This window comes from Bdellovibrio sp. ArHS (assembly GCF_000786105.1).
In the GTDB taxonomy this organism is placed as follows: Bacteria; Bdellovibrionota; Bdellovibrionia; order Bdellovibrionales; family Bdellovibrionaceae; genus Bdellovibrio.
Genome location: NZ_JTEV01000006.1, coordinates 110,805 through 136,314, shown reverse-complemented (window position 1 = coordinate 136,314; position 25,510 = coordinate 110,805). Strand labels below are relative to the sequence as shown.

Here is a 25,510-nt window from a genome sequence, read left to right as displayed (position 1 = left end):
AAGAATTGAGGTCCTGCTCGTTAAGACCTTGGCCTGTTTCACCGATAAACCAAATGTCATTATCCACGAGGTTATTAAATGGCAGAAGCACAAGAACAAGCTGCGGCTCCCAAGAAGAATGTCGGTAAACTACTACAGATAGTGTTCGCCGTCATAAACCTTGGGGTGATGGGCGGGGGTGCCTACATGGTATATGCCTCGACTATAGGGTGGGAAAGTCCTTCGATTTCAGAGGAGCAGGCCGAAAGGGATCTGGCCTCCACTCAGGATGCAGAAGATACGACGCCTTTGGTCTATACGATGGACAAGTTCACCGTCAATTTGGGCGGAGAACCGAAGCGCACAATCCGTTTGGAAATAAATCTGCAAATGTTGGGTAAAGAAGGTTTTGAAGAGGTGATGGAGCCGGAAAATCGTGCCAAGGCTCGTGACCGAATTGTTCGCTTACTGAACGATAACTCCTTCAGTGATCTTGATAGTATCCAAGGCAAACTTTTCTTAAAAGACAAAATTGCTGGCGAAGTGAATGGCATCCTTCATCGGGGTGTTGTCAAAGACGTCTTTTTTTCTGATTTCGTTGTGCAGTAAAGCACAGCTTTCTTCGACCGGGCGCAAGCCCGGAACAAAGTCTTAAAAGTCCTGAAAGATCGTTGAATTAACAGTCCTCCAGTTTCACACTAGGGTTTATTGTACTTTCAACGAAAGAAGCAGCTATGACACGTTTTTCGACCTTGCTCTTGGGACTTCTTATGTCATCCACAGTCTTTGCTGTGGACCCAATGCCAAATCAAAAGCCGGAAATCAAAGAACCTTTGGGAGCCATCAAAGGTTGGGCGACACAAAATGATCTGAAGATTTCTTTGCCCGTAACGAAATTTGTTTTGGAAAATGGACTGACCGTCCTGCTCTTAGAGGATCATGCAGTTCCGATGGTGAGCTACCATACTTGGTATAGAGTCGGCTCCCGCGACGAGTACCCCGGTGTTACGGGGGCTGCGCATATGCTTGAGCACATGATGTTTAAGGGCGCAAAAAAATACGACGGCAAATCTTTCGATCGAATTTTTCATGAAAATGGTATTACAAATAATGCCTTTACGACAAATGACTACACAGGTTTTTACGAAAATCTGCCAAGCTCCAAGTTAGAACTGGTCATGGATATGGAAGTAGACCGCATGAGTTCGCTTCTTATCAATCCGGAAGACTTAAAGAGTGAAAAAGAAGTGGTGGCGGAAGAACGCCGTTGGCGAGTAGACAACAATCCCATGGGTCTTTTGCGGGAACTCATGATGGGAACTCTTTTTAAAGTGCATCCCTACAAGTGGCCGGTGATTGGCTACATGAAAGACATTGCCGCATACGATTCGGAAAAGCTTCGTTTTTTCTATAATACTTATTACGTTCCCAATAACGCCGTGTTGGTTATCGTCGGCGACTTCAAAACCTCCAAAGTTAAAAGTCTGATTGAAAAGTATTACGGCAAGTTGCCCAAGAAGCCTTTACCTGAAGCAAAAAAAATAGAAGAACCGCCGCAGAAAGTTCAGCAAAACGCCACCCTCAAAAAAGATGTTCAGAACAGCTCTTTTGTTGTGGCTTTCCGCAGTCCACGGCAGGGCGAACCTGATATGTACGCTTTGGATTTGGCGGCAAATATTTTAGGATATGGTACTTCCAGCCGCTTGCATAAGCGCCTAGTTTATCAAAAACAAATCGCGACTTCAGCATATGCTTATAACTACGCGATGAAAGACGCCGGTATTATGGGTTTCGGCGTCAGCTTAAAACCGGGTCAGGGCACGCAAGAAGCCTTGGACACCGTGTACAATGAAATTTGGAAACTTCGCAATCAAAAGGTCAGTGACAAGGAACTTGAAAAAGCTAAAACGCAGGTCATGAAGGATCTTGTTGATGGGCTAAAAACCATGGACGGCAAAGCGCGTTCTTTAGCGGTGAATGAAATCGTGACTGGTTCTTATGAAAGTCTTTTCACTGATCTGGAAAAGTACCAGGCCGTCACGGCGGAAGATATTCAGAAAGCCGCGACGAAGTACACACAACAAACTCAGCGCTCGATCATCACTTTAGAACCTAAGGCGAAAAAGGAATAAGTATGAAACGCATCTCATTAGTTATCACTCTTCCTCTGATTTGTTCCGCGCTGCTAGCATGCTCGACGTCTGCAAAAAAAGAGGGTCCTAAGCCCGGCACAGGTTACGTGCAAAAAGGCAATGGCTCTTTCAAGCTACAACCTTATAAAGAAGTGACGCTGGAAAACGGTCTTAAGATTATTTATATCCATGACGCCTCTTTGCCGCGAGTCAGTTTTACCTTGCTGTTGAAAACCGGAAATATGCAGGAAACCGCATCCAAAGCGGGGTTGAATGCTTTGACGGCTTATATGCTTGAACAGGGAACCCAGACGCGTGATGCCCTGAAAATTGCTGATGACTTCGGTCAATTAGGTGCAGGCATGGACGTGTCACCAGGATATGATGTCACGACACTTTATTCGGACTCTTTGATCACGAGTTCGGGCACTTTGCTAGAGCTCTTCGCTGACGTGGCGATGAATCCGGCTTTTAAAGACGCTGAAATCAACCGCATTCGTTCACAAATGCTGGCGAATCTGCAAAAGAAAATCGACAACCCTTCGGCCTTCGCGGATGACAAGATGGATCAGTTCCTTTACGGAAATCATCCGTATTCGCGCGACGTCAATGGAACTCCTGAGGCTCTTCGCGGTATCACTAAGCAAGATATTATCAAACACTATCTGACGTTCTATCGTCCTAATAATGCCTCATTGGCTGTTGTGGGAAGCTTCAACGCAGATTTTGAAAAAGCCGTGCAAGATGTTTTTGCAAAGTGGACGAAGCGAACCATCCCTGAGGTGGCGACAGAGGCTGCGCCGGCCATTGAGGGTCTGAAAGTGAAGTTGATCGTCAAGAAGGGCTTGCAGCAGACGCAGATCCGCGTGGCGCAACTGGGAATCGACCGTAAAAATGAAGACTACTTGCGCTTGCGTTTAAGCAATGAATCTTTGGGCGGAGGTTTTGCCAGCCGCTTGAATCAGAAAGTGCGCGATGATCTGGGATTGACGTATTCCATCTATTCGTTCTTTGACGTGCGAAAAGATCGCGGCAGTTTTGAGATTTCAACCTTCACGAAAAATGAAACGGCGGGGAAGACGCTGGAAGAAACTTTGAAAGTTGTCAGTGATTATGTGACTGGAGGAGCGCAAGAACCCGAGGTTGCGGCAGCCCGTAACCAATTGATTGGTCAGTTCCCAAGAGCTATCGAAACGGCTGATCGTCTGGCTTATAATCTTCTGTCTTTGGACTTTTACGGAATCCCGGTGGATTACCTGACGGACTTCAATAAGAATGTTGGTAAAATCAAGGTGAGCGATTCCAATGCGGCGATACAGAGGGCTTTGGGGGCGGGGGGATTTAAGGTTTTGGTTTATGGGGATGAGAAGATTATTTCGCAATTCGAAAAATACAAACCCGAAATCCAAAAACTGGTCCCTTAAACTGTTGATGGCAAAGAGTTTGCCCAACTCTTTGCCATTATGCCCATTCATTGCCCCTATTGCCAGCAAACCAACTCCTCCGCCGAATCCCGGGATATCATCGTTTCCTACGGATCTTTTTTACGGAAATCAGACAACTCCCGTCACCAACGCTTTCGTTGCAAACCCTGCCAGAAGCTTTTTTCTCTCGCGACCTTTAGTCCGTGCTTTCGGCAAAAGAAACGCCACCTCAATGTGAGGTTCTATGAACTCATGGTCAGCGGAACTTCTCTTCGCAGAGCCGCCTTTTTGTTAAAGATCAATCGTAAGACCGTCTTTCGGAAGTTTATTTTTATGGGATTAGCATCAAAGCACTTCCTGGAGCTTGAACGCCAGGGCCATGCCGCGAGCCTCGAAGTGGAATTCGATGACCTTGAAACCTTTGAGCACACGAAGCTAAAACCGCTCTCGGTAGTCGCTGTGATCGAGTCTGAGACCCGACGCATTTTAGGCTTTAAAGTCGCCAGAATGCCCGCTAAAGGCCTTCTTGTGCAAAGGTCTCTAAAGAAATACGGAAGACGAAAGGACGAAAGAGGAAAAAGAAGACGAGAACTCTTTCATGAGCTTAAGCCCCATATCCATCCACTCGCGACAATTAAGTCCGATGAAAACCCTCACTATCCGAAGGATGTTAAAAGATTTTTCCCGCGATGCCGTCACACCACTTTCAAGGGTCAAAGGGGCTGCGTCGTCGGGCAGGGGGAGCTTAAAGGTGGGGGTTTTGATCCTCTGTTTAGTCTTAATCATTCCTACGCAATGTTGCGAGCCAACATCAGCCGACTTTTTCGAAGGACGTGGAATACGACGAAAAAGCCTGAAAGGTTGGAGCTTCATCTCGCCATGTACGTTCTTTATCACAATTTATTTTTGATTCACAACCCAGCGAAATAGAAGGGCAAGGAAATAAAAAAAAGCCCTTTGTGAAAAAAAAGGGCTTATCATCAACAGCGAAAGGGACCAGCTTTTTATTTTTTCCTCTTTTTTGCTCTTAGATAAATCAAAGCCCCCAAAGCCGCCAGCAACAAAGCCCCGCCCAAAAGCATCGCTTTATTGCTGCCCTTGGATTCTGTGCCATCGCCTTGAATCATATCAGCCGGCATTGCCGAACTAATCGGTGCTCCCAAAGTTTCCGAGCCGGGGCGAATAGGACCAAGGTCGGGTTTAGCCAAAAGATTTTTTGAAGCGATCACTCGCAGACTCATCACTGCCTTGAAGAAGTCTTGGCTGTATTTCGTATAATACTGCTTGTGCGCACTGAAGGTTACCAAGATGGCGATCTTATCTTTGATCGTGGCCAAGTAACGAGTGAAGTAATTCGGAACTTCCGAAGCCAGGTGAAGAGAGTCGATCCATGTTTGATCATTGATTTGCACACTCTTTGCTTTGTACACAATTTTAGATTCGGCCGAGCCACCGCCACGAAGATTGACCGTAATAGGCGTGTTCAAGTGAGACTCATACAAGGCAAATGTATCCGTGGGCCCCACTTCCTTCGCGGTCAGGATGATGATGGCTTCTTTGGATTCCTTCGTTTGCTCGCTACGGCAGACCCACTCTGTTTGCTCCAAGTTACATTTCCAGGTTTCAGGCATTTCAAATGCGATGTAGGCATTACGAAAGACTTTTGCATGGGCGCTAAAACTGAGTAGAATAACGGCGAGTGATGTGAACAAGCTGTACTTCATGCTGACCTCGGGTTGGTTATGCTTGCACTCTGCTTTTGGCGGAGTAAGGTTGCATTAAGTATAATAGCAAAATTCCTTCGGATCAAAGCGCAAAGGAGAAAAATCCTGTGAAGAACCTTTATCAGCTAACCACGTTTGTTACGGTGATCAGTGAAGGAAGCATGACAGCCGCGGCGGACAAGCTTTATCTGACTCAGCCCGCAGTTTCGCAGCAGATTCGCAATCTAGAGGAAGATCTAGGCGTGGAGCTTTTAGTGCGCGGAGTTCGGCAGATCAAAGCGACTCCGCAGGGTGAAGTTCTTTATGAGTATGCCAAGAAGATTATCAATCTGACTCAACAAGCTGAAATTGCCATCAAGTCGATCGGCGCGCACATGAAGGGGCAGTTGCGTATTGGAACACTGAACTCGCTGGGTTTGCACTTGATGAGCCCTATTGTCGGACGTCTGATGCGGCACAATCCAGACTTGATGTTGAAGGTGGACTACGATCGCGGTGAAGAGCTGATTAAAAGCTACAAGAAGGGGCAGTACGACATCTTGATTCTGCCTGACGTGAAGACCGAGTTTAATGCGGAACTAGAAAACAGTGAGCAAAAATTCGTGGCCAAAGAAGAGATGTGGTTGGTGGGTTCAAGTAAAGACGAAAAAATGCCCCAACAAATCAGTTTCAAAGATATCGGTGCATTTCCACTTGTGAACTTCACCGAAGAGTTTCCTGGCTTTAACCACGCGGTCCAAGCCAAAATGCACGGGGCGGGACTGAATATTTCGTCGATTTTTGAGTCAGCCAACGTCGGAACTTTGAAACGAGTTATCGAAGCGGGACTGGGTTGGGGGTTTTTGCCAGCCCACTCGATCAAGAAGCAGGTGCGCTCAGGAAGGCTCAACCGAGTTTACGTCAAAGACCTTCATTACGAGATTGACCTCATGTTCTATTATAAAAAGAACTCCGAGAACAAGGCTTTGGTCGAGGTATTTTACCAGACAATGTCTCAACAAGAAAAAGGCTAGGTTCTAGGCTGGTCTTCCGTATGAAATACCCTAGGAGCCCTTAATTTTTACCGCCTCTTTTCCGATAAATTCTGTGCTTCAGGATTTTTTGGAGAAGAAGGATTTGTAAAATGAATAAACACTATTCAATTCGGGTTAAGTTAGCTGTTCCTATTATTCTTATTGCGCTATTTGTATTAGGGGCAATGACTTTCCTTATGGCAAAAAACGGTCATGAAACGGCCGAACAGGCAGCGACTGAAAAAACAGTTGAAACAGCTCGCGCCTATGCGACGGAAATGCGTCTTGAAGTCGAACGTGGATTGGATGTCGCCCGAGTCATGGCTCACTTCTTCGAATCCTATAAAAAGAATGGATACATTCAGCGTGAGCCGGTGACGGCCTCTTTGAAAGAGGTTCTTGAAAGAAATAAGTTTCTCATCGGTGCATGGACGGGATGGGAACCCAATGCCTGGGATAGTCGCGATTCCGAATTCACAAATGCAAAAGGACATGACGGAACTGGTCGTTTCGTTCCTTATTTGAATTGGGAAGGTGGAAAAGCAACGCTAACTCCTTTGGTGGGATATGCCAATGCCGGTGAGGGGGACTATTATCTTGTGCCTAAGGCCCGTCAAAAAGAAACCATGATCGAGCCTTATCTGTATCCTATCGACGGCGTACAGGTCTTAATGACATCAGCGGTGGTGCCTATTGTTATCGATGGAAAATTCGTGGGCGCGGCCGGCGTGGATCTTCCTTTGAAAGAGTTGCAAAAGAAAACGGCTCTGATCAAGCCATTCCCTACGTCTGAGGCGTTCTTGGTAACGGCTCATGGCAATTACGTTTCACATCCCGATGATAAATTAATCACCAAGCCGGCAATTTATCCTTTCGAAGAGGAAAAATTTAAAGAGGCGATTAAAGACGGCAAAGAGGTCGTGCTAACAGGCGTTGATCCAAAAGACTCTCAAGAATATCTCTATGTGGTTTCTCCTATGAATGTGGGCCATACAGAAGAGCCTTGGGCTTTGATTGTCAGAACGCCAACAAGCACTGTTTTAGCGGCGGCAAAATCAATGGTGTGGACTCAGGTTCTAATTGCTTTTACCGGCCTGTTGTTCTTGCTGGCGGCAGTGGTTATCGTCGCTCAATTTATCTCTAAAAAAGTCAGCGACTTGTCTGGAAAGCTTCAGAATTCTGGCGATCAGGTTTCCAGCGCGATTCAACAGTTGTCTATCGCTGGTCAATCTCTTTCTCAGTCTTCAAGTGAGTCTGCGGCTTCTTTGGAAGAAACCGTGGCGGCCCTTGAAGAGATGACTTCGATGGTGAAGATGAACTCTGACAATGCAAAACAGGCGGCGTCGCTTTCGTCAGCTTCCTCTGAGTTCGCTGTTCAAGGTGAAAAAGAGATGGAAGAACTTCTTGTTTCAATGAAAGAAATTTCTGAATCATCAAAACAAATCGAAGAGATTATCAACGTGATTGATGATATCGCATTCCAAACAAATCTTCTGGCGTTAAATGCCTCTGTGGAAGCGGCTCGTGCGGGTGAGCATGGTAAAGGGTTCGCGGTTGTCGCGGAAGCCGTACGTTCTTTAGCGCAAAGATCGGCTTCTGCAGCGAAAGATATCACTGGTCTTATTAAAGAGTCCGTAGATAAGATTGAGCGCGGAACTGTAAAATCCGCTAAATCCGGTGAAATGCTTAAAAATATTGTGCAGTCTGTGAAGAAGGTTTCTGACTTGAACAACGAGATTTCTGCGGCGAGTGAAGAGCAGTCGACAGGAATTACACAAATCAGCAAAGCGATGAATCAGTTGGATCAGTCCGTACAATCGAATGCGGCGTCTTCTGAAGAGATCGCGGGAACCGCTGATGAAATTAACTCTCAAGCGCAAATCATGAAAGCGGTCGTGGACGAGCTGAAGCTGGTTGTTTACGGCACTCAGGGCGAGTTGGCGACGGTGCACACGCTGACGCCAAAGGAAGAAGAGACATCGGCAGAAAAAGCCGCTTAAGCTAAACTAAATCTAAAAGAAAAAAAGGAAGAGTTGTTCAAACTCTTCCTTTTTTGATTGCTAAAATCACGTGGTTTTCAGACTCAAGTTTTTCGTTCTGAGACTGTGTTTCCGGGCTTTAGCCGATCATGACAGCGGAAACAGAATCTTCCCTCCAATCGCAATGCATTCGATTTCAGAATTTTCCTCGAGGTGCTGTCTTCAGACTCCACGGATCTGTGCCGTTTGTTAAACAAATTCATATTATTTGCTCGGAGGACATGTGCAACGTTCTGGAGGTTCTTCCTTTCTTAAAGGCTGTCTCATTGCGATACTCGCAATAGGTTTGTGGGGCTGTGGGCAGATGTCTGCCGACTTTATCTCGACGCTTCCAGCTTTTAAGGTGGCGTTGGAGCAAACGACTCCCGAAGTAGTGATCGGAGATCGTATCAGTCTGCATCCCGAAGGCGGTAAGGGACATTACGTGTACACGATTCTTTCTGGCGAAGGCAGCATTGATCCGCAAACGGGAGAATTCACCGCGCCCACAAATCCGGGCACAACGCTCATCCAAATTTCCGATAGCAGTGGACAGGCCATCGTCATTGAAATTGTCGTAAAGCCTCCTTTGCAAATCACTTCAGGCAGTGTGGTGATTGCGGCCAATAACAATCATACCTTCACCGCGACAGGCGGCATTGGTCATCCTAAGTTCACAGTTTTATCCGGAGGCGGCAGCATCGATCCGACGACGGGACTTTATAGTCCCCAAGGTTACACGGGCATCAGCACAATTGCCGTGACGGATGCGGCGGGGACGACGGTGCTTCAGGATATCACCGTGAATTCTCCTCTGAAAATCAGTCCCATGTCTGAAACAATGTGGACTTTGGCACACACGCAGTTTCAAGGGGTCGATGGAGTTCCTCCTTACTCCTACTCTATGTTGATTGGCGATGGAACATTGGGTGTTGTCACGGGGGCCTATCAGGCGCCAGCCAGTGCGACCATTACCATGATTCTTGTTACGGACGCTCTCGGCAACACAGCTGAAGCGACGGTGCAAGTTCAGCAAGGGGTGATGATCAATCCTCTTTTAGCGACCATCGCTGTGGGCAACCAATTCACTCTCTCCGCTTCGGGAGGGCCTGCACCTTATGTTTTTTCAATTTCAAGTGGTTCGGGAGTTTTAAGTTCAGCGGCAGATCAAACAACGGTGACGGCTACAGGTGTCGGGACTTTACTTGTGCAGGTGGCAGATGCGGCAGGGAACACTAGTGAAGCGCAGTTGACAGTCAATCCCTCTTTGCAAATCACTCCCGCGTCGACTTCTTTGGCGGTTGGCAATAGCAGGACGTTCTCTGGCGTTGGAGGTGTCGCTTCTTATTCTTATAATGCGATTTTGGGAAGTATCGATAATCATGGAAATTACGAGGCACCTGCGACGAGTGGCACAGACACGGTGACAGTCACGGATGCATTAGGCAACACCGCAATGGCCATCGTCACTGTCAATCCCGCGCTCAGTCTTTCACCCGCGTCGAAAACTTTGGTAACACAGACAAGCTTTCAATTTTCCGCCAGTGGTGGTGTACCTCCTTATACGTATTCTTCAGATCAAGGAACGGTCGCAAGCGACGGGACACTCACTGCCGGATCTTCGATTGGCAGTGGTCACGTGACGGTGACGGACGCCTTGGGAAATACAAGTTCGTCGTCTGTATCGTTAGTGGCGCCACTTTCTTTAAATGCAGATCGCAATCTTATTGCGACCACCAACTCATTAACAGTCACTGCAAGTGGGGGGCTCGCCCCCTATGTCTATGCGATTCAATCCGGTGCTGGCACAGTAAATAGCAGCACGGGTCTTTATACTCCGAGTAGTGCGGGGGTCGTTGTGATCAAAGTAACAGATGCTTTGCTGAACGTCGCGACAACCTCGGTCACTGTGAACGCGGCGTTGGCGATTTCACCTTCATCAAGCTCCGTGAATATCAACACGACAAAATCTTTTTCAGCAACAGGCGGGGTCGCACCCTACATTTATTCTCTAATCAGTGGTGCCGGAAGTATGGCCTCCGTCACCGGCCTGTATACGGCGCCTGCTGTTACCGGGGCGGCCGTTGTCAATGTCACTGATGTTTTAGGCAACACCAGCGAAGCAAATTTATCCATCGTCGACTGCGTTCCGGGAAAAGTCGTCTTCAATTACACCGGAGCCGTGCAAACCTTCACTCAACCCACCGGCTGCACGAAAGTGACCATCAAAGCGTGGGGCGCCGGCGGCACCGGTGGTGGAGATATGTACGGAATGAGCCTTGGGGGGAATGCCGGAGGAGGCGGGTACGCGACCGGCGAGTTGAATGTGTATTCTGGTCAAACACTCTACGTTTTTGTTGGTGGATCAGCGGCCCCAGGTGGCAGCGCTTGGAACGGGGGCGGCTTCGGAGGAGTTTATGATTTATCTGGAGGCGGATATGGCGGAAGTGGTGGCGGAGCCTCTGACATTAGACTCGGAGATCAGACCTTATTGTCGCGTGTTTTAGTTGCTGGCGGCGGTGGCGGCGGATCTGTCGGTTCTGAAAATGCGGTGGGCGGGGATAACGGCGGGCCCGGCGGCGGAACAACGGGAGTCAGCGGAAGAGGTATGGAGGCCTTCGTCAATGTGGCTAAGGGAGGAAGTCAATCGTCAGGTGGTGCGGGAGCATCGAGCGCAGATTTCGGCACGAGTCCTTCCGGGGCCTTTGCTCAAGGGGCCAACGGAGCCATGGGCGACACAGGTATTGCTGGTGGCGGTGGAGGATATTACGGTGGCGGAGGTGGTTCCATTGGCTCTGGCGGAGGCGGGGGATCCTCCTACATCGCCGGAGTTCAAAATGGATCAACCTTGCCAGGTTCAGGACGGAATCCCGGCAATATGGCCGACGCAGATCGAGGAACTGCGGGTGTCGGCGGGTTCAGAGGAACGGCGGGAATCCCCGGCCGTGTTGTTATCTATTACGACTTTTAATTTTTAGTTATTCACGCAATCGAGACTTCGCTCAGGGGTGTTCGGCGTATTTGGCGTCAACGCCTTCGATGTGCGCCACTAGCCAGGCTTTGAGGAAATAGAAAAAATCCTCTTTGATCTCTTTTCCCTTTTTGAATTCCTCAAGAAATGAAGAATATCGTGCCAGCAATTTTTTGTGGATGGCTTTGTGAATAAGACCGTCTTCGTAGTCAGGCAGAGAATCGAAGTACCTTTCTTCTCTTTGAAAATGCTCGACCACGAAATCACCTAATTGGTCCATGGATTTTTCAATATCAGAATGGGCTGCATTTTTCTTGAAAAGACGATAGACCTCATTCATTAGCTGAATCAGCTTCTGATGATCCTGATCCATCGTATCGACACCAATAACCAAAGAGTCGTCCCACTGGAAGTTGAAATTTCTAGTCATGCTTGAGGTCTCTTTCTGGGAGTTTGCCAATAAGTTGCACAGTCATTTTATTTATCTGTTTGATTACGGCCTTTGAATACGCCGACAGCTCGTAGGAATTCACAGATGTTTCCTGGGCGCTTTTGGCGAAGTCGACCATGGTTGCGGAGACGTTTTGAATGTCATTTTCAATCCGGCCGACACCTTCGTTTTGCTGATCCGAAGCCAAGGCGATTTTTTGATTAATTTCGACGACGCGAACAAAAGAATCTGAAATGGATTTTAGATCGCTCATGCCTTGTTCAGCTAGAAGGACGCTTTTTTCTGTTTTAATCTTGGACTCTTCCGTCACCGTTCTGACATCCTTTGCGGCTTCTGCAGACTTCAAGGCAAGTGATCTGACAGCGTCGGCGACGACCGCGAAACCGCGCCCTGCTTCACCGGCGCGAGCGGCTTCGACAGACGCGTTAAGTGCCAGTAAGTTAGTCTGGAATGCAATGTCGTCGATAACAGCCATGGAATCGATCACCTTTTCGTTGGTTTGCGAAAGATCTTTTACTGCCTGATTGAGTTCCTGAAGTTTGTCGTAGCCTGACTTAGCGGCCATTTCAGATTCTTTGGAAAGATGGACCACATTGTGAGATTGCGCCCGGTTGTTTTCAGAGATCTCCTGCAAAATTTTGAGCGATGCCAAACTGGATTGAATATTTTCGTTTGATTTCTCAGTGTTCAGATTCACTTCTTTTCCAGATTTAGAAATGGACTGGCTGATTCCCTCGATTTGAATGCTGGTCGCAGCGACGTCGATACTCAGTTGGTCGATTTTGCGGACTAGGTTTGATGAAAGTAGATAAAAGAGCCCCAACGAAAAAACCGAGATGATTGTGTAGACAAGGCCGACATTTTTTTTCAAAGAGTTCAGTTCTTTATTGATATCATCAATATACACTCCCGTCCCCAGAACCCAATTCCAGTGAGGGTCCAGCTTGACGTAGCTGAGCTTGGGCTGGGGCTGTTCCTCACCGGGCTTGGGCCATAAGTATTCATGAAATCCGGCCTGATCTTTCTTGACGATCTCGTTCATTTTTTGGAAAAGAGGATTTCCATTGGGGTCCTTCATCGCAAGAATCGAAGTGCCGTTAAGTTTTGTATTTATTGGATGTAACTGCATGGTGCCTGAAAGATCATGAATCCAGATATATTCTTTGTCAGCATAGCGGTGGGCTTGAACAAGTTCTTTGAAAGCATTCTGGGCTTGCTCAGTTGAAAGCAGTCCTGTTTTTTCTTTTTTCTGAATGACTTGAAGCTCTGAGGTGACGATGTCGATGACCTTTGTGAGGCTATTCTTTCTGTCCTGCATCTTATTTTGAAAAATCAAAGGCATTAGGTACAGGCTCATGAACAGCCAATAGGGAAGGATGGAGAATAGACAGAGAATGATGAGTTTCGAATGGATGCTGCGATTCTTCCAAAAAAGTTTGAGCAACGGGCCCTCCAGTACCAGAATATGTTCAGAACTTCGGATTTTTGCTGTCGAATCTTGATGGCTGAAGACAAAATAGGCCCGAGATAGAGGGGCTTTTGTTCGCTCCTAGGCAGATGGCGTACTTAGATCCCCGTCGCCAGAACCTCAGCCGACCCCAATATAAATTTCTCGAATTGTATGCTGATCGTTTTATCGACGATTATTTCTAGTGGTTACCGGATAAAGCGATAAAGAAAGGTGATAGACTTCAGTGGGGCGTTTTCCCTCGACGGAAGCTAATTTGTTAATTTTTCGGCGGAAGCTATTTATTTCGTCGATGATTTTTGGAATCAATTTCATGTCCACCGCAAAAGTGAGCGTGGACTGACTGCGTTCGTTTAGAGGAACTTTGAATAATGCCTTTATAGCCTGTTCTAAAGAAGTCGCTTGCATCTGTTTTAATGAGTCACTTGTGGAAGGGAACCCCAACGTGGAATATTGTGGTTTACCCAAAGTGACCTTTTGTTCGTTCAGGACGATATATCCGAGGCGAACAAGTCTGTCGAATGCATCTTTCACTTTTTCTTCTGATAGATCCAGTCTATTTGCAATCCAACCAATATCATTTTTAAAATCGACCGTTTCGATCAGCGCCAATAAATCAATGTGATAGCTTTCGGAAATATACTTAAGATGGTCGATAGCTATTGGAAAAAAAGTGTTGGCTTTTTCAGCCTTCCCTTCTTCAAGAGCTTTATTTTGTAAGCGAAATTCTTGAACGAGGTTCGCGATCTCTTCTTCGGACAAGCCCAAGCGTCGCGCGATTCTTTGCAGCATTGCTTCCGTGAGAGGGTACAGACCGCGCATGATTTTGGAAAGAAGACTGGGTTCTATTTGAAGATCTCGCGCGAATGCGCGAAGAGAGTATTTAGAGTTCTTTTCTGAGCGACGGGAGAAAATTTCCTTTAGTTTCTCTACAAAGTTGTCGTTGGGATTCTCTACACAGCTATTAACATTTTTCATAAAAATTCCGGCATCAATATAGTTTTTAAAGATCAACTATTTTCAGTAGACATTGTTTGAGTCATTTTTCCAAGCTTGAATGCTGCATTCCGGACCTTGGATTATTCATATTGTTTTTTTATTTCGTCAGCCTATAGACTCTTTTTCACGAGGAGTTTGTGAATGAGAAAAAAAATATTTTTGATCGCGAGTGTTCTGTTTTTTTATGAATCGTCATTCGCAGGACATGAAACACACGGAGGAAACGTTGTTCTGCAAGAGTTTCATAGCTTGCGTGAAGAGCTGAATCGAGATTTTGATGTGGTCCCATCATTTCTGTTTTCGCCGAATGAAAACTTTAAAACACAGTGGCAGAGCGCCGGTTCGAATACTGAGGTTGTATTGCGGGAAAAGCTTTTATGGAATGGATTCGAAGTGATTGCAATCAATCATCCTTCAAGAAATCCACCCCTGGTTGAAATCAATGAGTCGTTATGGCGAACCTACTCAGGATCAATTTCTCTTCGACAGATTGTTATCCATGAATACCTTCCGATCATGGGTATTCTGGATGGGAACTATGAGACTTCTGAATATTTAGTCAATTTGGCTAATGCCGTTCGCCGACGGTCTTTAATAAATTTGTTTAAAGTGGCCGACCAAGAGCAGCTATTTTTATCTCGAACGGACGGATGGAAAATCTTTTTGTCGAGTTCGTTGGGGCGATATTTTCAGAACTCGTCAGTGGATGCTCTATCCTGGATGGCTGGTTCTTTGCCACACGGGAATATCTTGTCTGAAAAATGGTTGGTGATATTCGAGGCTACTCTAGAGCAGGTCCCCAGACAGGACTACGGTGGTTTGATGATGTCTTGTGTTTTTGAACGACTGAATAAATCAAATTCACATGTAGCGACGGCGGCAAAAGCTTTATTGAAAAGAAAGGGAATTACATCCCGATTGATCAACAAATGTCCGACCCCCTAAGGGGATAGAAGGGCGGGTTCACAAACCATGAAGGATTTTTTTGAATTTGTGAATAAGTTTCGGAGTGGATCGTGTCGATGGCGGCGTCTTATGAAGGACGTCGCTTGTTTGTGTTTTTTACTTTAAACACGAAACAAGATCTAGGTGACGCCAAAAATCTATCGAGACCCTCAAATCTCCCGATAACATTACTTGTGTGTAAGTTGTCAATGAAGGGGAGGGGCAATGTCTGCCATACCGGTAATCCGAATAGTAAAAAAGAAGGACGCGAGTTCTTGGAGTTCGAAAGAGACTCAGATGGAAGATTTCAATGAAACGGCCTCAACAAATCGCATATGCAGAACAGAATACTCTAAAGAAGTTAAGACGATTCTAGAAGATATTCTCACAAGAATATTGCCCGACACTTCCGGCTTTGGTGTTGAAATAGTACATGGGGAAAAGACAACCATCTTTAAGGTGAACTGTTCGCAAAAAAGTTTGGGGCATTTATTGGGCAAGCAAGGAAAGATGATCGAGTCTTTAAGGAAGATTGTTCTTTCAATGACAACAAAAAATGGCTTTAGATCTATTATTGAAATTCCTTACTATAATGTGCAAAAGTAGCTAGTTCAATTAAAGGGGGGAACTGCGGCATGTTTTCCCCTGCCTTGTTTAGTGGCCCCTCGTCCGTTTATTAGCACATAACTTTTTCGAACCTTTGCAGCTGATTGTTCTGTTTTGAGTCAGCTCCGACTTCTTTGAGTGTGTATCTTTTGAAAACACGAAAATGAAGAATAGGCAATCTAGAGGCCTCATTTTTGTGCCGAGTAGATTCTTTAGATGTTGCTCAAGGAGATAAAGATGGCGATGGCGAAGATAAATAACAAAGGCTTCACACTAGTGCAAACTATGCTGGCTGTCGGTATTTCATCTATGTTGGTCGCCGGCATCGCGACGGCCGTCTCCAGCGGAATTGACAGCATGTCACATTCGCGAAGCTTTTATGCCGCTGAGGATTTGGCTGTTCAGATTTCCGGAATGCTTGGCGATCCGACTTACTGCAATTTACACTTTGCCGGGAAACAGGTGCCGGGCTCACTGCCGGCGGTCATCGAAAACAACGTCGTTTTCAAAGATGTCAGTGCCAGTGGGGCTCTGGGGTCTAAAGAGATCATCAAAGTTGGCAAACCTTATCAGAATATTCTGAGCGTAGAAAGTATTGCTTTCAAAGTTGATAGCGCGCTCGGGGCCAATCGCTATTTAGGTTCCATTGATCTTGGTGTAAAAGGAAAGTCGGGTCTGAGCATTAATATGAATCGCACAGTCCCTTTGCATTTGGCGACGGATGAATCAGGAAAGATTGTCAGTTGCAGCCGTTTAAGTGAACCGACCCAAGGCACAGCTCAGGGTGTCTACTCGCCGACCTGTGTGGATTTTGCCGCGAAAGGATGGCCATCAAAGGCCGCTTGTTTTCAAGACGGACGCTGGCATCTGATCTATGAAAATTCGGAATCCGGCGGAACTGTTTTTGGAAAGTTTGAAGAATTTGAAAAGGCTATTGGCGAAGGTGCTGACGTAAAAGTGACCGGACCTGGAGTGACGGCCTCGGATAGAAATGAATTGTGTCAGCAGGCGTATCGATCAGGTATTACCAAAACTATTTACTGTCTAAGCCCGGTTCGATTTGCCGGTGAAATGAATCCGTTTATTGGCGCTGCTTCGGCACGATTTGGAACAGATGGAAGTATATATTGTAGTCCTGTCAATCAGCCCAACACCAATGGCTGCCCAGGTATTGCTGTTCCGACGCGATGGTATGTTCGCTATTGAGACAGTGAAATCAAGAAAAAGAGTGAAATTGTGTTTTGTTCCGAAATACACGGATTCATCTGCCGGTCTCTTCTGGCGGGCGAAGGTCGAGCCGATAAAATGCAAGTAAGTAGGGGGATGTAATGTCGAGTCGTCTTGTAAAGGGCACCGTGGCTGTCGTCGCGGTCTCAGGAATAGTCGTGGCTTTTCAAAACTGTTCTTCGCAAGGTTTTGATACGGAAGGCGCTGCCTTATCCGCATCATCGTCGAATTTTGCTCGTGGAGGGGGAGTTTCGGTGCCAGGATACTCCTCCGGAGGGTATTATTCTGAACCTAGCTTAACAAATAAAATTCAAGTGGTAGCGTCTTCGACGGCCGTAGCTAAAGAGGACTGCTCTAAAGCGGGCTCCGAAATCCATCAGGTGATTAAAAATGCTCCTTCGTCGATCTCAGTGTGTGCGGAATATATCTTGGATATGCCGGCAGGGCATCCTCGATATAATGAACAAAGTTTTTGTGATCGACCTGAAAAGTTTGCGGCACCAAATTTGGATCAGTGGAGTTATGACGCCTCATTAAGGCAGTGGTCCACACGAACACCTTATAAGGTGAACGATGATGATACCATTGTTCCCGGCAGCTATTGGCTTGTGGTTCGCGATCATACTGGAGAAATTTTTCGTTCAGGAGAAATTCTGGTGAAACGAACCGGATTCGGGCATTGTCAATCTGGTATTGTTGTGAATGGAGCTTCAACCGAAGCCGCTCGTGTGGACTGCTCTTTGGCCGGAGCGGCGATCATCAACCAAACGGTCCAAAACGCGCCTATGGATGTTCAGGTTTGTTCTGAGTATACGTTGGATATGCCACCTGGACACCCTCGCTATGGAGAGAGCTTCAAGTGTGATTCCGCGTCTAAGTTTAGATATCTGTTTCCTGAGTGGTCTTACAATTCAGCGACACGAACATTCACACATCCGACAGCCGTTTTTAACTTGAGCGGAAACCCCGTGATCGTCCCGGGAACTTATCGCACCGTTGTGCGTGATCCGGCGACAGGTAAAGTGTTTCAGTCCGCGAATATCGTGGTCAAACGCCCTGGCTATGGTGATTGTGCGATCGGGTCAAAAAATTACGGAGGATCGACAGGAACGCGATGTTCTTGGTCAGGAATTGTAGCTGGTCCAGAGTCCTCACCCACGGCCTCTTGTAGTACGGCGAATAAGGGAGCCAAAGCCACGAATGATCGTGGGACCGTATTTACGTGTCAGTGTTCGTAACCAATCCGCTGCTATCGGAAGACAGTCTTCTGATAGCAGCACGTCTTAGTCCAATGCTGCGCTCAGCAGGGACGCTCGCCTCAACCACCTCACTAAATTCCATGCTTCGACAAGGCCCAAGGAGTTTTCTGGTCAGTTTTCTTGTGGGAAGATTTTCGCCTTTGGATTCCAACGAAGTGAATATTTAACGTAGGTCTTTTTTGTCGATTTTGTCCTGGCGGCGAACGACTTTTGACAGTCTGACAGTGAAGGCCGGGACCTATTGTGAGCGTCGCCTGGCGCAAAGCCAGGCGTTGTTTAAGTGAGAGGATCCAGTCGTTTTAAATTAGGGAACGAAAAGCTCTTTCGAGGTTCCTAGCAAGTCGTTGCTTTTTCCCGTCGGAGAAATGCCATGTATGTAAATTCGTTTGCCAGCATGTCGCTGTGATAATTCTGCGCTCAAAGGAATTTTAAAACGATGAGCGTTACCAGCGGAAGCGCAAGCTTGGGCCACCGCAGGTTCGCTAGGTTGATTGGCGGTGTAACCACCGATCAGAGTTGCTCCGGGAGTACCCGCCGAAGATCCCACATAAAGATGAATTTGAATCGGTGTTGAAATTTTCGTTCCGCAGGCCCAACCTACTAGAGCACGTTGGGTGCCGGAGTGTTCAATGCCATCGATAAAGCCTCGAATGATTCCGCTGTCTTCATCAGGCGTCGGCGCGTGCGGTGGAGGAATTTCTGCGCGCGGGGGCAATAATACATTCCCCGAGTTCCCAATCATCGCATTCGGTCGACCCGAGGGCGATATGCCATGGACAAAAAGCGGTTTCGTCGCATGTTGTTCAGCGAGGGCTTTGCTCACCGGAATTGCGAAACGATGAGGGATGCCTTGAGTTCCACATAAAGACGAGATCGCAGATTCGCTGGAGAGATTAGCTTGATAAGCTCCGGCATAAATAGATTGCGCGGTGCCGGCCTGGCCGCCTAAATAGAGATGAACCGGGATCGAAGTCGCAGCGGATTTGCCGCAAGCCCAACCATTCACCGTATAGTTCGAACCAGAAGAGCTCAGACCGTCGATATGTCCTAAGATTGTTCCATATGAAGGATCCGAAGACGGAGGAGGAGGCGGGGGGCTGTCGGTGGCTTGAAACGACAGATTTTTAACTTCGATATCATTTTTAAAGCCGCCCCAGATCTCCCATCCAATTAAAACTCCGAGGACGTGATAATCATCGGGTCTTAAAGTCTCGCCATATTTTTCTTGAATGGCATTCAAGGCGCTTTGGGTCATTGCATCCGCATCTATTTGCACGTCGACCCAGGAACCTCGTCGAAGCTGAGGATAGCCTGGGGCAAAATGAACGGCGTTGCCAAATTGATCCGAATCGACCCAGGAACCTACGTCTAAGTGGTTGGTGCCATCGGGAGAGTAAAACACAGGTGCGAGGGCATAGATCTGGTTGACATTGATCTTAGTCCCAATGTGACGAGGATGGTTTTTATGTTTTAGAATAAGAGCGATGTAAAAAATCTGATGGGTTTCGTCGCCATTTCCAGGTGTTGGCCAACTGCCTTGTGGGCAGTTTTCAACCATCATTCTTTGGCTTTCATTTAAACGGACGGAAGCGCGAAGAGTGTATTTTTTCCCGGCATTCAGCCAAAGATTTTTTTGAGGCTGACGGGGGTCTTCAAAAAGTTGGCCGATTAAAAAGTGAGGCCATTGGGTGGCAGGATGCGGGTAGCGCGGCAGCAGATTTCCATCGGGTTTTGATAGGTTGCAACCCTTGCGCCATTCTTTCGAAGTGTCGTAAATCATCCGGAAGGCCCCCTCGCTCGAGTCATTCGGAATGATAAAGCGTTTAGAGAGATCCGCAGAGGCATAGGAAATTTCGCGACCTCGAATCTGCGGAGACGAAGCGTTGTCGCAGAAATAAGTTTTTTCGGCAATCTCCCAGAACAACCAAGGGGCTTGCATCAACGAAGGCAATTTAATATCCCAGGCTCTTGAACATTCAGAATTGCGAAATTCTGAGAGGGTGTTTGCAAAACCATGCGCGACTCCCAAAGTCAGTCTGGGGTCTTGCAATATCTCAACACTCGAAGGGCTAACCGAATAGGAAGACATTTCGACTTTAGAATATCTGAAGGCCTCTTCAGTCTTCTGCGACTTCTTGTCCGATTTGCCATTCAAACAACTAGTAAGAAGAAAAATAAAGGAGCCCGCAACGAGAGCGGGGACGATGTGGGACCCTAAATTGAGACGACGCATGAAGAACTCCCGTTTATAAGCTTTGGTTGTTTTAGTCGAATAACTGGAAGGCGCTTAGAGCTACGCCTTCCAATCAATCCAGTTTCTTTACTCTAGATGGCAAGGTGTCCAGATATCCGTGGTTTGCCCGTTGTGGCCTTGAAGTGTATACAGTAGAGCTCCTTCCGTACTGGAGATTCGGCAAGTATCACCGACGTCTCTCACGACGATGGCACACTTTTCCATCATCAAAGTCAGTGAAGGGCACACAAGTTTTTTTGGTTTACCCGTTGAGCCGGGATCTGAAATCACCGTGGATCCGACGCCAGACTGTCCCGGGGCGGGTGTGACTTCCACTGTCGTTGTAGGAGAATTCACAGCTGTACAGTTAATTGTGATATCAGTCATGGTTGTGCTTCCCTGAAGGACGTGAAGAATCACACCCGAGTTGCTGACAATGCGGCACGTATCTCCGACCTCTTGCTGAACCTTTTGGCAGACAGCAATATTGTAGGCCAAAGAAGGACAATTCAACTTCGCGGCAGAAGCAGCAGAGTTTGCAGACGCGAGCGCTTCATCATTTTTTGAGGAGCGTGCGATCAAGGAGTCACCGCTCATAGACAGTGAAGACTGGCTGAGGGTTTCAAATCCTGGATTGCTACAGTTTTGATAAAACAAAATTAAAACAGATACTGAGACTGCAGTAAGAGCCCATTTAAATCCTTCTTTCATACTTTTCCCCCCTCGGATCAGGTCCGAGTCTGGCTTTTCGGAGAGCACCTCATGAGTCTGAAGATGGTCTTTCAGCGATAATGTGTCTTAAAGAAAAAACATAGAGATTGTCGCTGGCATCGAACTCAAGATTTTCTAAATATGTGAATAAATCTGTGTTTTCGCGAAAAACACAGAAAAGGCCACCGAAAAGACAATTGATCTCGAGATCCTTTAGCGGGCCCCCGATAAGCATGAGTGGTTCCAATAGGAAGGGTCGCTTCCATAAATGCGAAGGGAGTAGTATTTGCGCGGGGTATTCAATTTATTAAAATCGATGGGTATCTTATTAAAAACGGTGGCCGCATTGCCGTTGGTAGGATGTTCATTGGATGCGACTCTTGTAAGTTCTGAGAGTCTTAATAAGTTGCCGATTAGCTGGACTTCAGAGCCCGTCATCAATATTCAAAATCCAAATACGGTCACGGTCGATGGTTCCTGCAAAGAGGGACTGGAATCCTTTGAAATTTTGAATCCTCCGCCCAAAAAAACCGTGCAGTGTAAAGATGGAAAGTGGCAGGTTGAAGTCTCCATTGACCCAATGACACCTGACGGAACCATTGAGGTGATTACCGACCTTGAACACCCAAAAACGGGTGATCGCGTGGTTATTCCAGTGACCAAGGACACACAAGCTCCGGTCATTGACAATGTTGTTGTTGCCGGCGGCAAAGCGAAAATTAATATCACAGAACCGACGGTCCAAATCATTTCCAGCGCGACCGATATTCATGAGGTTCTTTTTTCTGAGGGCGCAGGCTGTGGTGGGACCGGTCCGTGGAAGTCTTTTCAGAGTCTTAGTTCATTCGCGCTTTCGGATGTTACTGATGGAAATAAAAATCTTTCGGTGTTAATTCGAGATCGAGCTGGCAATACTTCCAACTGTGTGAACAAGTCTGTTCTTTTGGATCGAACAGCGCCTGCGCCGACGATCACCTCCTTGGTTTCAGCGAAGACAAATGCATCCCCCATTGCTGTGACGGTCGATTTCGGGGAGCCTATTCAAGAGCTTCTCGCATCGGATTTTTCTGTTGAAAATGGTGTTGTGGGCGGGCTTGTGGACTTAGGCGCAGGCAAATACAATGTAAGTATCACGCCTGTCTTAAAAGGATCGGTGAGTATCAAAGTGGATGCCGGTAAAGTATTGGACGAAGCCGGAAATTTCAACGTCTCTGGGAATCAATTGTTCCGCGAGTATGATTCTGAAAAGCCCTCGGTGACAATTACGACGGACGCCGGCGACAAAACGAATGGAATGTTCGACGTCACCATCAAGTTTTCCAAGAAAGTGACTGGCTTTGTCAGCGCAGATGTTCACGTCGCCAATGGGACGCGACTTTTTTTGAGTGGATCTGACGATGAATACAGATTCACAATCAACCCTATCAGCAGTGGTATCCCTGTGAAAGTCTACTACGCCGAAGATCAGGCACAAGACGAATTTAGTAACTACAATACCGCCTCCAACTGGCTAACGGTGGACTATCTGGCGGGATCAGTATCTGCGACTTTAGAAACCGAGGTAACGGGAACCCACGTTGCTGGGGCTTTTCCGGTCTCTCTTAAAATGTCGCGTACAACCGATATTGTGAAAGAAGATCTTGAAGTGACGAATGCCACTATTGAAATGTGGACGCCCTCGTTAGATAAAAAAGAAATTACTTTCAATGTCGTTCCCTCGGCCGTCGGTAACGTGCAGTTGCAGTTATCGTCCGGGAAAGCTCAAGACGACTATGGGAATTTCAATTCAGACTCGAACATCTTAAGTGTTGTCTTCGACAATGTTCCCCCGGGCGATCCACAGAATATGTCGGTAACTCCGACTTCGCCAGCCAAAGGAAACCCGGTGGTCAGCGGAAATGCGGAAGCATTGGCTAATTTTAAAGTATATTCGAATGCTATTTGTACGGCAGAGCTCACTTCAGGCGTTGTTGACTCTTCTGGAGATTTCTCTAAAGGAACAATTGTTCCCGCCAACACGACAACCCACTTGTATGTGCAAATTGTAGATGCCGCGGGAAATAAGTCCAACTGTGTGTATGCGGGAGCATTCACCGAGGATTCCACGCCGCCCAAGTTAAGTATTTTTTCTAAATCTTCGGGCGAGCAAGACGATGATCTCAATAGTCGGTTGGTTATCGAAGGCGGATGTTCCGAAGAGGGCAGGACAATCACCTTTGTCGGAAGTTATGTTCAACCCGTAGCCCCAGTACAATGCCAGGGAGGACGTTGGGAAGCACAATTCATTTACTCGGGATATTTACCCTTGAAAGTTCAGCTTCAGGATGCTGCAGGAAATGCGGCCGAGGTGACGTGGACCTATGACTCGCGAAGTATCGCAAAAATGGGTGATGGAATTTGGGGGCATGCGTTTCTTCGTCCTGACGGTTACGTAGATATTTGGGAGGACCCCGGATCGGGAAGTTCATTTGCCTACTTAGACCCTGCACTTAAAAATCCAAGTACTCAAGTGATACGAGTTTACGGTGCGAAAAAGTGTGGGGCTGCCATAACCGAAACGAACGCCATTATTCGTTGGCAGGCCGACGGTTCACAAGGCCAAGATGACTCAGTATATAGATGTGAAGTGGCTCCGTCAGGAGGAGCTTTAAGTGCAAGCAAAATATTTAACAATGCGACTTCTTTCGCTGCGCTACAGCTTGGCGGTTCTGTTCTGACTTGGGGATTAATAGATACTGGGGGGGATCATCTGCATGCAACTTTTGGCGTGAAAGGTGGAACCGTCACAAGTGGGGTCAAAGCCATCTACAGTGGTGAAGAAGCATTTGCAGCCATCAAAACAGATGGCTCCGTGGTCACCTGGGGGGCCCCAACTCGCGGGGGAAATCATACCCATGCAACCTACGGGGCAAAGGGTGGAAGCCTGTCCTCAGGCGTCGTTAAAATTTTTTCTAATAAATTGGGCGGCTTTGCTGCACTGAAGTCCGACGGCTCGGTTGTCACTTGGGGAGATCTGTGGTCTGGAGGAGATCACACAAATGCGACCCATGGTACCAAGGGAGGAGCACTCACAGGTGGAGTGAAGCAGATCGTTGCCACCTATGCCGCGTTTGCGGCATTGAAATCCGATGGCTCTGTTGTGACCTGGGGAACCGCTAGTTATGGCGGTGATCACACTGATGTGGTTCACGGCTACGGCGCCAACGGCGGCACCCTAGATAGTGGAGTCATAAAAATATTTGCCAACAAAGCAGGTGCCTTTGCCGCCTTGAAGGCGGATGGCTCTGTGGTGACTTGGGGAATAAACTCATTGGGTGGAAATCACACTCATCCCACTTTCTTTGGGGCAAAGGGTGGCGTTTTAACTTCGGGGGTTGTCCATATTTACGAAAACTCGGAATTGGATGGTTCTGATAATGTTGGTAACGGCGCCTTTGCGGCTTTGAAGTCCGACGGATCCGTTGTCACTTGGGGAAGTGACAGTGCTGGGGGTGATCATTTGAAATCAGGCTACGCGAATAAGGGAGGAACGCTGACCTCTGGAGTGGTGAAGCTTTTCCCGAATGGTGACGGGGCCTTTGCTGCGTTAAAGGAAGATGGCTCAGTCGTCACATGGGGAAAACCGGCGACAGGAGGAGATCATACTTCGGTGACCTATGGGGCGCGTGGTGGTTCCTTGACTTCGGGAGTGATCGACATTGCGACTAGCAAGAGGGGATTCGCAGCTTTAAAATCCGACGGCTCAGTCGTCACCTGGGGCCAGGTAGAAGATTACACGCAAGGGAACTCGCCGGGACTGGCTTCCGGAGTTCAAAAAATCTATAGCACCGACTCAGGATTTGTGGCGGTCAAAGGGGCCAGTCAGTATCACTTCTGGGGATGGTCAGGCCCAGGATATTAATAGACGATAAAGCATCCTGTGTTTCGATCATGAAACACAGATTGTTCCCGCAACTCCTCAAATTTTCTTTATAAAATGAAGATGCTGTCGATGAGAAGACAAAGTGAGGTATGCAATGAAAACAGCAATTCTAAGTCTTGTTATTCTTATGTCAACATCGACCCACGCCAAAGAGGCCAAACCCACTGCGAAAAAAGATCGTGATATAGCTTTCGTACGCGACAGTGGAGAGTTTTTTTGCAAATCTTCCTTCGAAGATGGATCGGGTCAAATTTTTAACTTCAGTGTTGCGGACTTCTTGAAAGAAAGCTGCGATCTGAATCGTCCCTTTACTGTTTTCCCTATGGACCCAAAAAAGGATGTGCTTCAGGTTTGTTGTACTCATAAATAATCCCGTAAAAGCTTTTACGGCCGTGTCTTTGTCATAAACACAGTCAATCCTAAATAAG

The 25,510-nt window shown here is 47.2% G+C and carries 19 protein-coding genes; 13 read left to right on the top strand and 6 right to left on the bottom strand.

Annotated elements, in window-relative coordinates:
• Positions 1-78: 78 nt before the first annotated feature.
• The 4 genes from OM95_RS03625 (at position 79) to OM95_RS03610 (ending at position 4,465) form a co-directional block, all read left to right on the top strand.
• Positions 79-588, top strand: coding sequence for a flagellar basal body-associated FliL family protein (locus OM95_RS03625; protein WP_041870379.1), 510 nt, complete (start codon positions 79-81; stop codon positions 586-588).
• A gap of 125 nt (positions 589-713) precedes the next feature.
• On the top strand, positions 714-2,111 hold the full coding sequence (locus tag OM95_RS03620) for a pitrilysin family protein (RefSeq protein ID WP_041870376.1): 1,398 nt from the start codon (positions 714-716) through the stop codon (positions 2,109-2,111).
• Between the two features lie 2 nt (positions 2,112-2,113).
• The gene (locus OM95_RS03615; protein WP_041870374.1) at positions 2,114-3,535 is read left to right on the top strand and encodes a pitrilysin family protein; all 1,422 of its coding nucleotides are present in this window, start codon (positions 2,114-2,116) and stop codon (positions 3,533-3,535) included.
• A gap of 333 nt (positions 3,536-3,868) precedes the next feature.
• Complete coding sequence (locus OM95_RS03610) at positions 3,869-4,465, top strand: hypothetical protein (RefSeq protein ID WP_291515518.1); 597 nt, start codon at positions 3,869-3,871, stop codon at positions 4,463-4,465.
• Positions 4,466-4,539: 74 nt separating this feature from the next.
• On the opposite strand, the gene OM95_RS03605 is transcribed toward OM95_RS03610, so the two are convergent.
• Positions 4,540-5,259, bottom strand: coding sequence for a hypothetical protein (locus tag OM95_RS03605; RefSeq protein WP_041870372.1), 720 nt, complete (start codon positions 5,257-5,259; stop codon positions 4,540-4,542).
• 107 nt (positions 5,260-5,366) lie between these two features.
• On the opposite strand from OM95_RS03605, the gene OM95_RS03600 reads away from it, so the two are divergent.
• From OM95_RS03600 to OM95_RS17060, 3 genes are all read left to right on the top strand, one after another.
• Positions 5,367-6,272: a LysR family transcriptional regulator gene (locus tag OM95_RS03600; RefSeq protein ID WP_041870371.1), complete on the top strand. Its 906-nt coding sequence runs from the start codon at positions 5,367-5,369 to the stop codon at positions 6,270-6,272.
• 110 nt (positions 6,273-6,382) lie between these two features.
• The gene (locus tag OM95_RS03595; RefSeq protein ID WP_291515517.1) at positions 6,383-8,272 is read left to right on the top strand and encodes a methyl-accepting chemotaxis protein; all 1,890 of its coding nucleotides are present in this window, start codon (positions 6,383-6,385) and stop codon (positions 8,270-8,272) included.
• A 262-nt stretch (positions 8,273-8,534) separates the two neighbouring features.
• Complete coding sequence (locus OM95_RS17060) at positions 8,535-11,261, top strand: glycine-rich protein (protein ID WP_291515516.1); 2,727 nt, start codon at positions 8,535-8,537, stop codon at positions 11,259-11,261.
• Positions 11,262-11,292: 31 nt separating this feature from the next.
• Here OM95_RS17060 and OM95_RS03585 read toward each other — a convergent pair whose 3' ends face one another.
• The 3 genes from OM95_RS03585 to OM95_RS03575 all read right to left on the bottom strand — a co-directional run bounded on the left by OM95_RS03585 (position 11,293) and on the right by OM95_RS03575 (position 14,158).
• On the bottom strand, positions 11,293-11,691 hold the full coding sequence (locus OM95_RS03585) for a bacteriohemerythrin (protein WP_041870370.1): 399 nt from the start codon (positions 11,689-11,691) through the stop codon (positions 11,293-11,295).
• On the bottom strand, positions 11,684-13,054 hold the full coding sequence (locus tag OM95_RS03580) for a cache domain-containing protein (protein ID WP_041870369.1): 1,371 nt from the start codon (positions 13,052-13,054) through the stop codon (positions 11,684-11,686). Before OM95_RS03580 ends, OM95_RS03585 begins: the two co-directional genes overlap by 8 nt.
• A gap of 291 nt (positions 13,055-13,345) precedes the next feature.
• On the bottom strand, positions 13,346-14,158 hold the full coding sequence (locus tag OM95_RS03575) for a TIGR02147 family protein (RefSeq protein ID WP_291515515.1): 813 nt from the start codon (positions 14,156-14,158) through the stop codon (positions 13,346-13,348).
• Positions 14,159-14,320: 162 nt separating this feature from the next.
• On the opposite strand from OM95_RS03575, the gene OM95_RS03570 reads away from it, so the two are divergent.
• From OM95_RS03570 to OM95_RS03555, 4 genes are all read left to right on the top strand, one after another.
• On the top strand, positions 14,321-15,124 hold the full coding sequence (locus tag OM95_RS03570; protein WP_041870365.1) for a hypothetical protein: 804 nt from the start codon (positions 14,321-14,323) through the stop codon (positions 15,122-15,124).
• Between the two features lie 297 nt (positions 15,125-15,421).
• Positions 15,422-15,730, top strand: coding sequence for a KH domain-containing protein (locus OM95_RS03565; RefSeq protein ID WP_291515514.1), 309 nt, complete (start codon positions 15,422-15,424; stop codon positions 15,728-15,730).
• A gap of 237 nt (positions 15,731-15,967) precedes the next feature.
• Positions 15,968-16,936 carry a hypothetical protein gene (locus OM95_RS03560; RefSeq protein WP_041870363.1) on the top strand — a complete coding sequence of 323 codons (969 nt, stop codon included), beginning with the start codon at positions 15,968-15,970 and terminating at the stop codon, positions 16,934-16,936.
• A gap of 122 nt (positions 16,937-17,058) precedes the next feature.
• Positions 17,059-18,195 (top strand): hypothetical protein, encoded by a 1,137-nt coding sequence (locus OM95_RS03555; protein ID WP_041870360.1) that lies wholly within the window; start codon positions 17,059-17,061, stop codon positions 18,193-18,195.
• 325 nt (positions 18,196-18,520) lie between these two features.
• Here the strand turns inward: OM95_RS03555 and OM95_RS03550 are convergent, their stop codons facing one another.
• Both OM95_RS03550 and OM95_RS03545 read right to left on the bottom strand, forming a co-directional pair.
• Positions 18,521-20,449: a hypothetical protein gene (locus OM95_RS03550; RefSeq protein WP_041870358.1), complete on the bottom strand. Its 1,929-nt coding sequence runs from the start codon at positions 20,447-20,449 to the stop codon at positions 18,521-18,523.
• Between the two features lie 87 nt (positions 20,450-20,536).
• Positions 20,537-21,160: a hypothetical protein gene (locus OM95_RS03545; RefSeq protein WP_041870352.1), complete on the bottom strand. Its 624-nt coding sequence runs from the start codon at positions 21,158-21,160 to the stop codon at positions 20,537-20,539.
• A 316-nt stretch (positions 21,161-21,476) separates the two neighbouring features.
• On the opposite strand from OM95_RS03545, the gene OM95_RS03535 reads away from it, so the two are divergent.
• Both OM95_RS03535 and OM95_RS03530 read left to right on the top strand, forming a co-directional pair.
• Positions 21,477-25,061, top strand: coding sequence for an Ig-like domain-containing protein (locus OM95_RS03535; protein WP_291515513.1), 3,585 nt, complete (start codon positions 21,477-21,479; stop codon positions 25,059-25,061).
• Between the two features lie 115 nt (positions 25,062-25,176).
• Positions 25,177-25,452: a hypothetical protein gene (locus OM95_RS03530; RefSeq protein ID WP_041870343.1), complete on the top strand. Its 276-nt coding sequence runs from the start codon at positions 25,177-25,179 to the stop codon at positions 25,450-25,452.
• Positions 25,453-25,510: the final 58 nt, after the last annotated feature.

Bases quoted from the DNA above. Each gene is read 5' to 3' on its own strand.
- OM95_RS03570 (WP_041870365.1), top strand. From the start codon at position 14,321: ATGAGAAAAAAAATATTTTTGATCGCGAGTGTTCTGTTTTTTTATGAA.
- OM95_RS03565 (WP_291515514.1), top strand. From the start codon at position 15,422: ATGGAAGATTTCAATGAAACGGCCTCAACAAATCGCATATGCAGAACA.
- OM95_RS03575 (WP_291515515.1), bottom strand. From the start codon at position 14,158: ATGAAAAATGTTAATAGCTGTGTAGAGAATCCCAACGACAACTTTGTA.
- OM95_RS03535 (WP_291515513.1), top strand. From the start codon at position 21,477: ATGGGTATCTTATTAAAAACGGTGGCCGCATTGCCGTTGGTAGGATGT.
- OM95_RS03580 (WP_041870369.1), bottom strand. From the start codon at position 13,054: ATGCCTTTGATTTTTCAAAATAAGATGCAGGACAGAAAGAATAGCCTC.
- OM95_RS03615 (WP_041870374.1), top strand. From the start codon at position 2,114: ATGAAACGCATCTCATTAGTTATCACTCTTCCTCTGATTTGTTCCGCG.
- OM95_RS03625 (WP_041870379.1), top strand. From the start codon at position 79: ATGGCAGAAGCACAAGAACAAGCTGCGGCTCCCAAGAAGAATGTCGGT.
- OM95_RS03555 (WP_041870360.1), top strand. From the start codon at position 17,059: ATGTCGAGTCGTCTTGTAAAGGGCACCGTGGCTGTCGTCGCGGTCTCA.
- OM95_RS03610 (WP_291515518.1), top strand. From the start codon at position 3,869: ATGGGATTAGCATCAAAGCACTTCCTGGAGCTTGAACGCCAGGGCCAT.
- OM95_RS03545 (WP_041870352.1), bottom strand. From the start codon at position 21,160: ATGAAAGAAGGATTTAAATGGGCTCTTACTGCAGTCTCAGTATCTGTT.
- OM95_RS03560 (WP_041870363.1), top strand. From the start codon at position 15,968: ATGGCGATGGCGAAGATAAATAACAAAGGCTTCACACTAGTGCAAACT.
- OM95_RS03585 (WP_041870370.1), bottom strand. From the start codon at position 11,691: ATGACTAGAAATTTCAACTTCCAGTGGGACGACTCTTTGGTTATTGGT.
- OM95_RS03550 (WP_041870358.1), bottom strand. From the start codon at position 20,449: ATGCGTCGTCTCAATTTAGGGTCCCACATCGTCCCCGCTCTCGTTGCG.
- OM95_RS03605 (WP_041870372.1), bottom strand. From the start codon at position 5,259: ATGAAGTACAGCTTGTTCACATCACTCGCCGTTATTCTACTCAGTTTT.
- OM95_RS03530 (WP_041870343.1), top strand. From the start codon at position 25,177: ATGAAAACAGCAATTCTAAGTCTTGTTATTCTTATGTCAACATCGACC.
- OM95_RS03595 (WP_291515517.1), top strand. From the start codon at position 6,383: ATGAATAAACACTATTCAATTCGGGTTAAGTTAGCTGTTCCTATTATT.
- OM95_RS03620 (WP_041870376.1), top strand. From the start codon at position 714: ATGACACGTTTTTCGACCTTGCTCTTGGGACTTCTTATGTCATCCACA.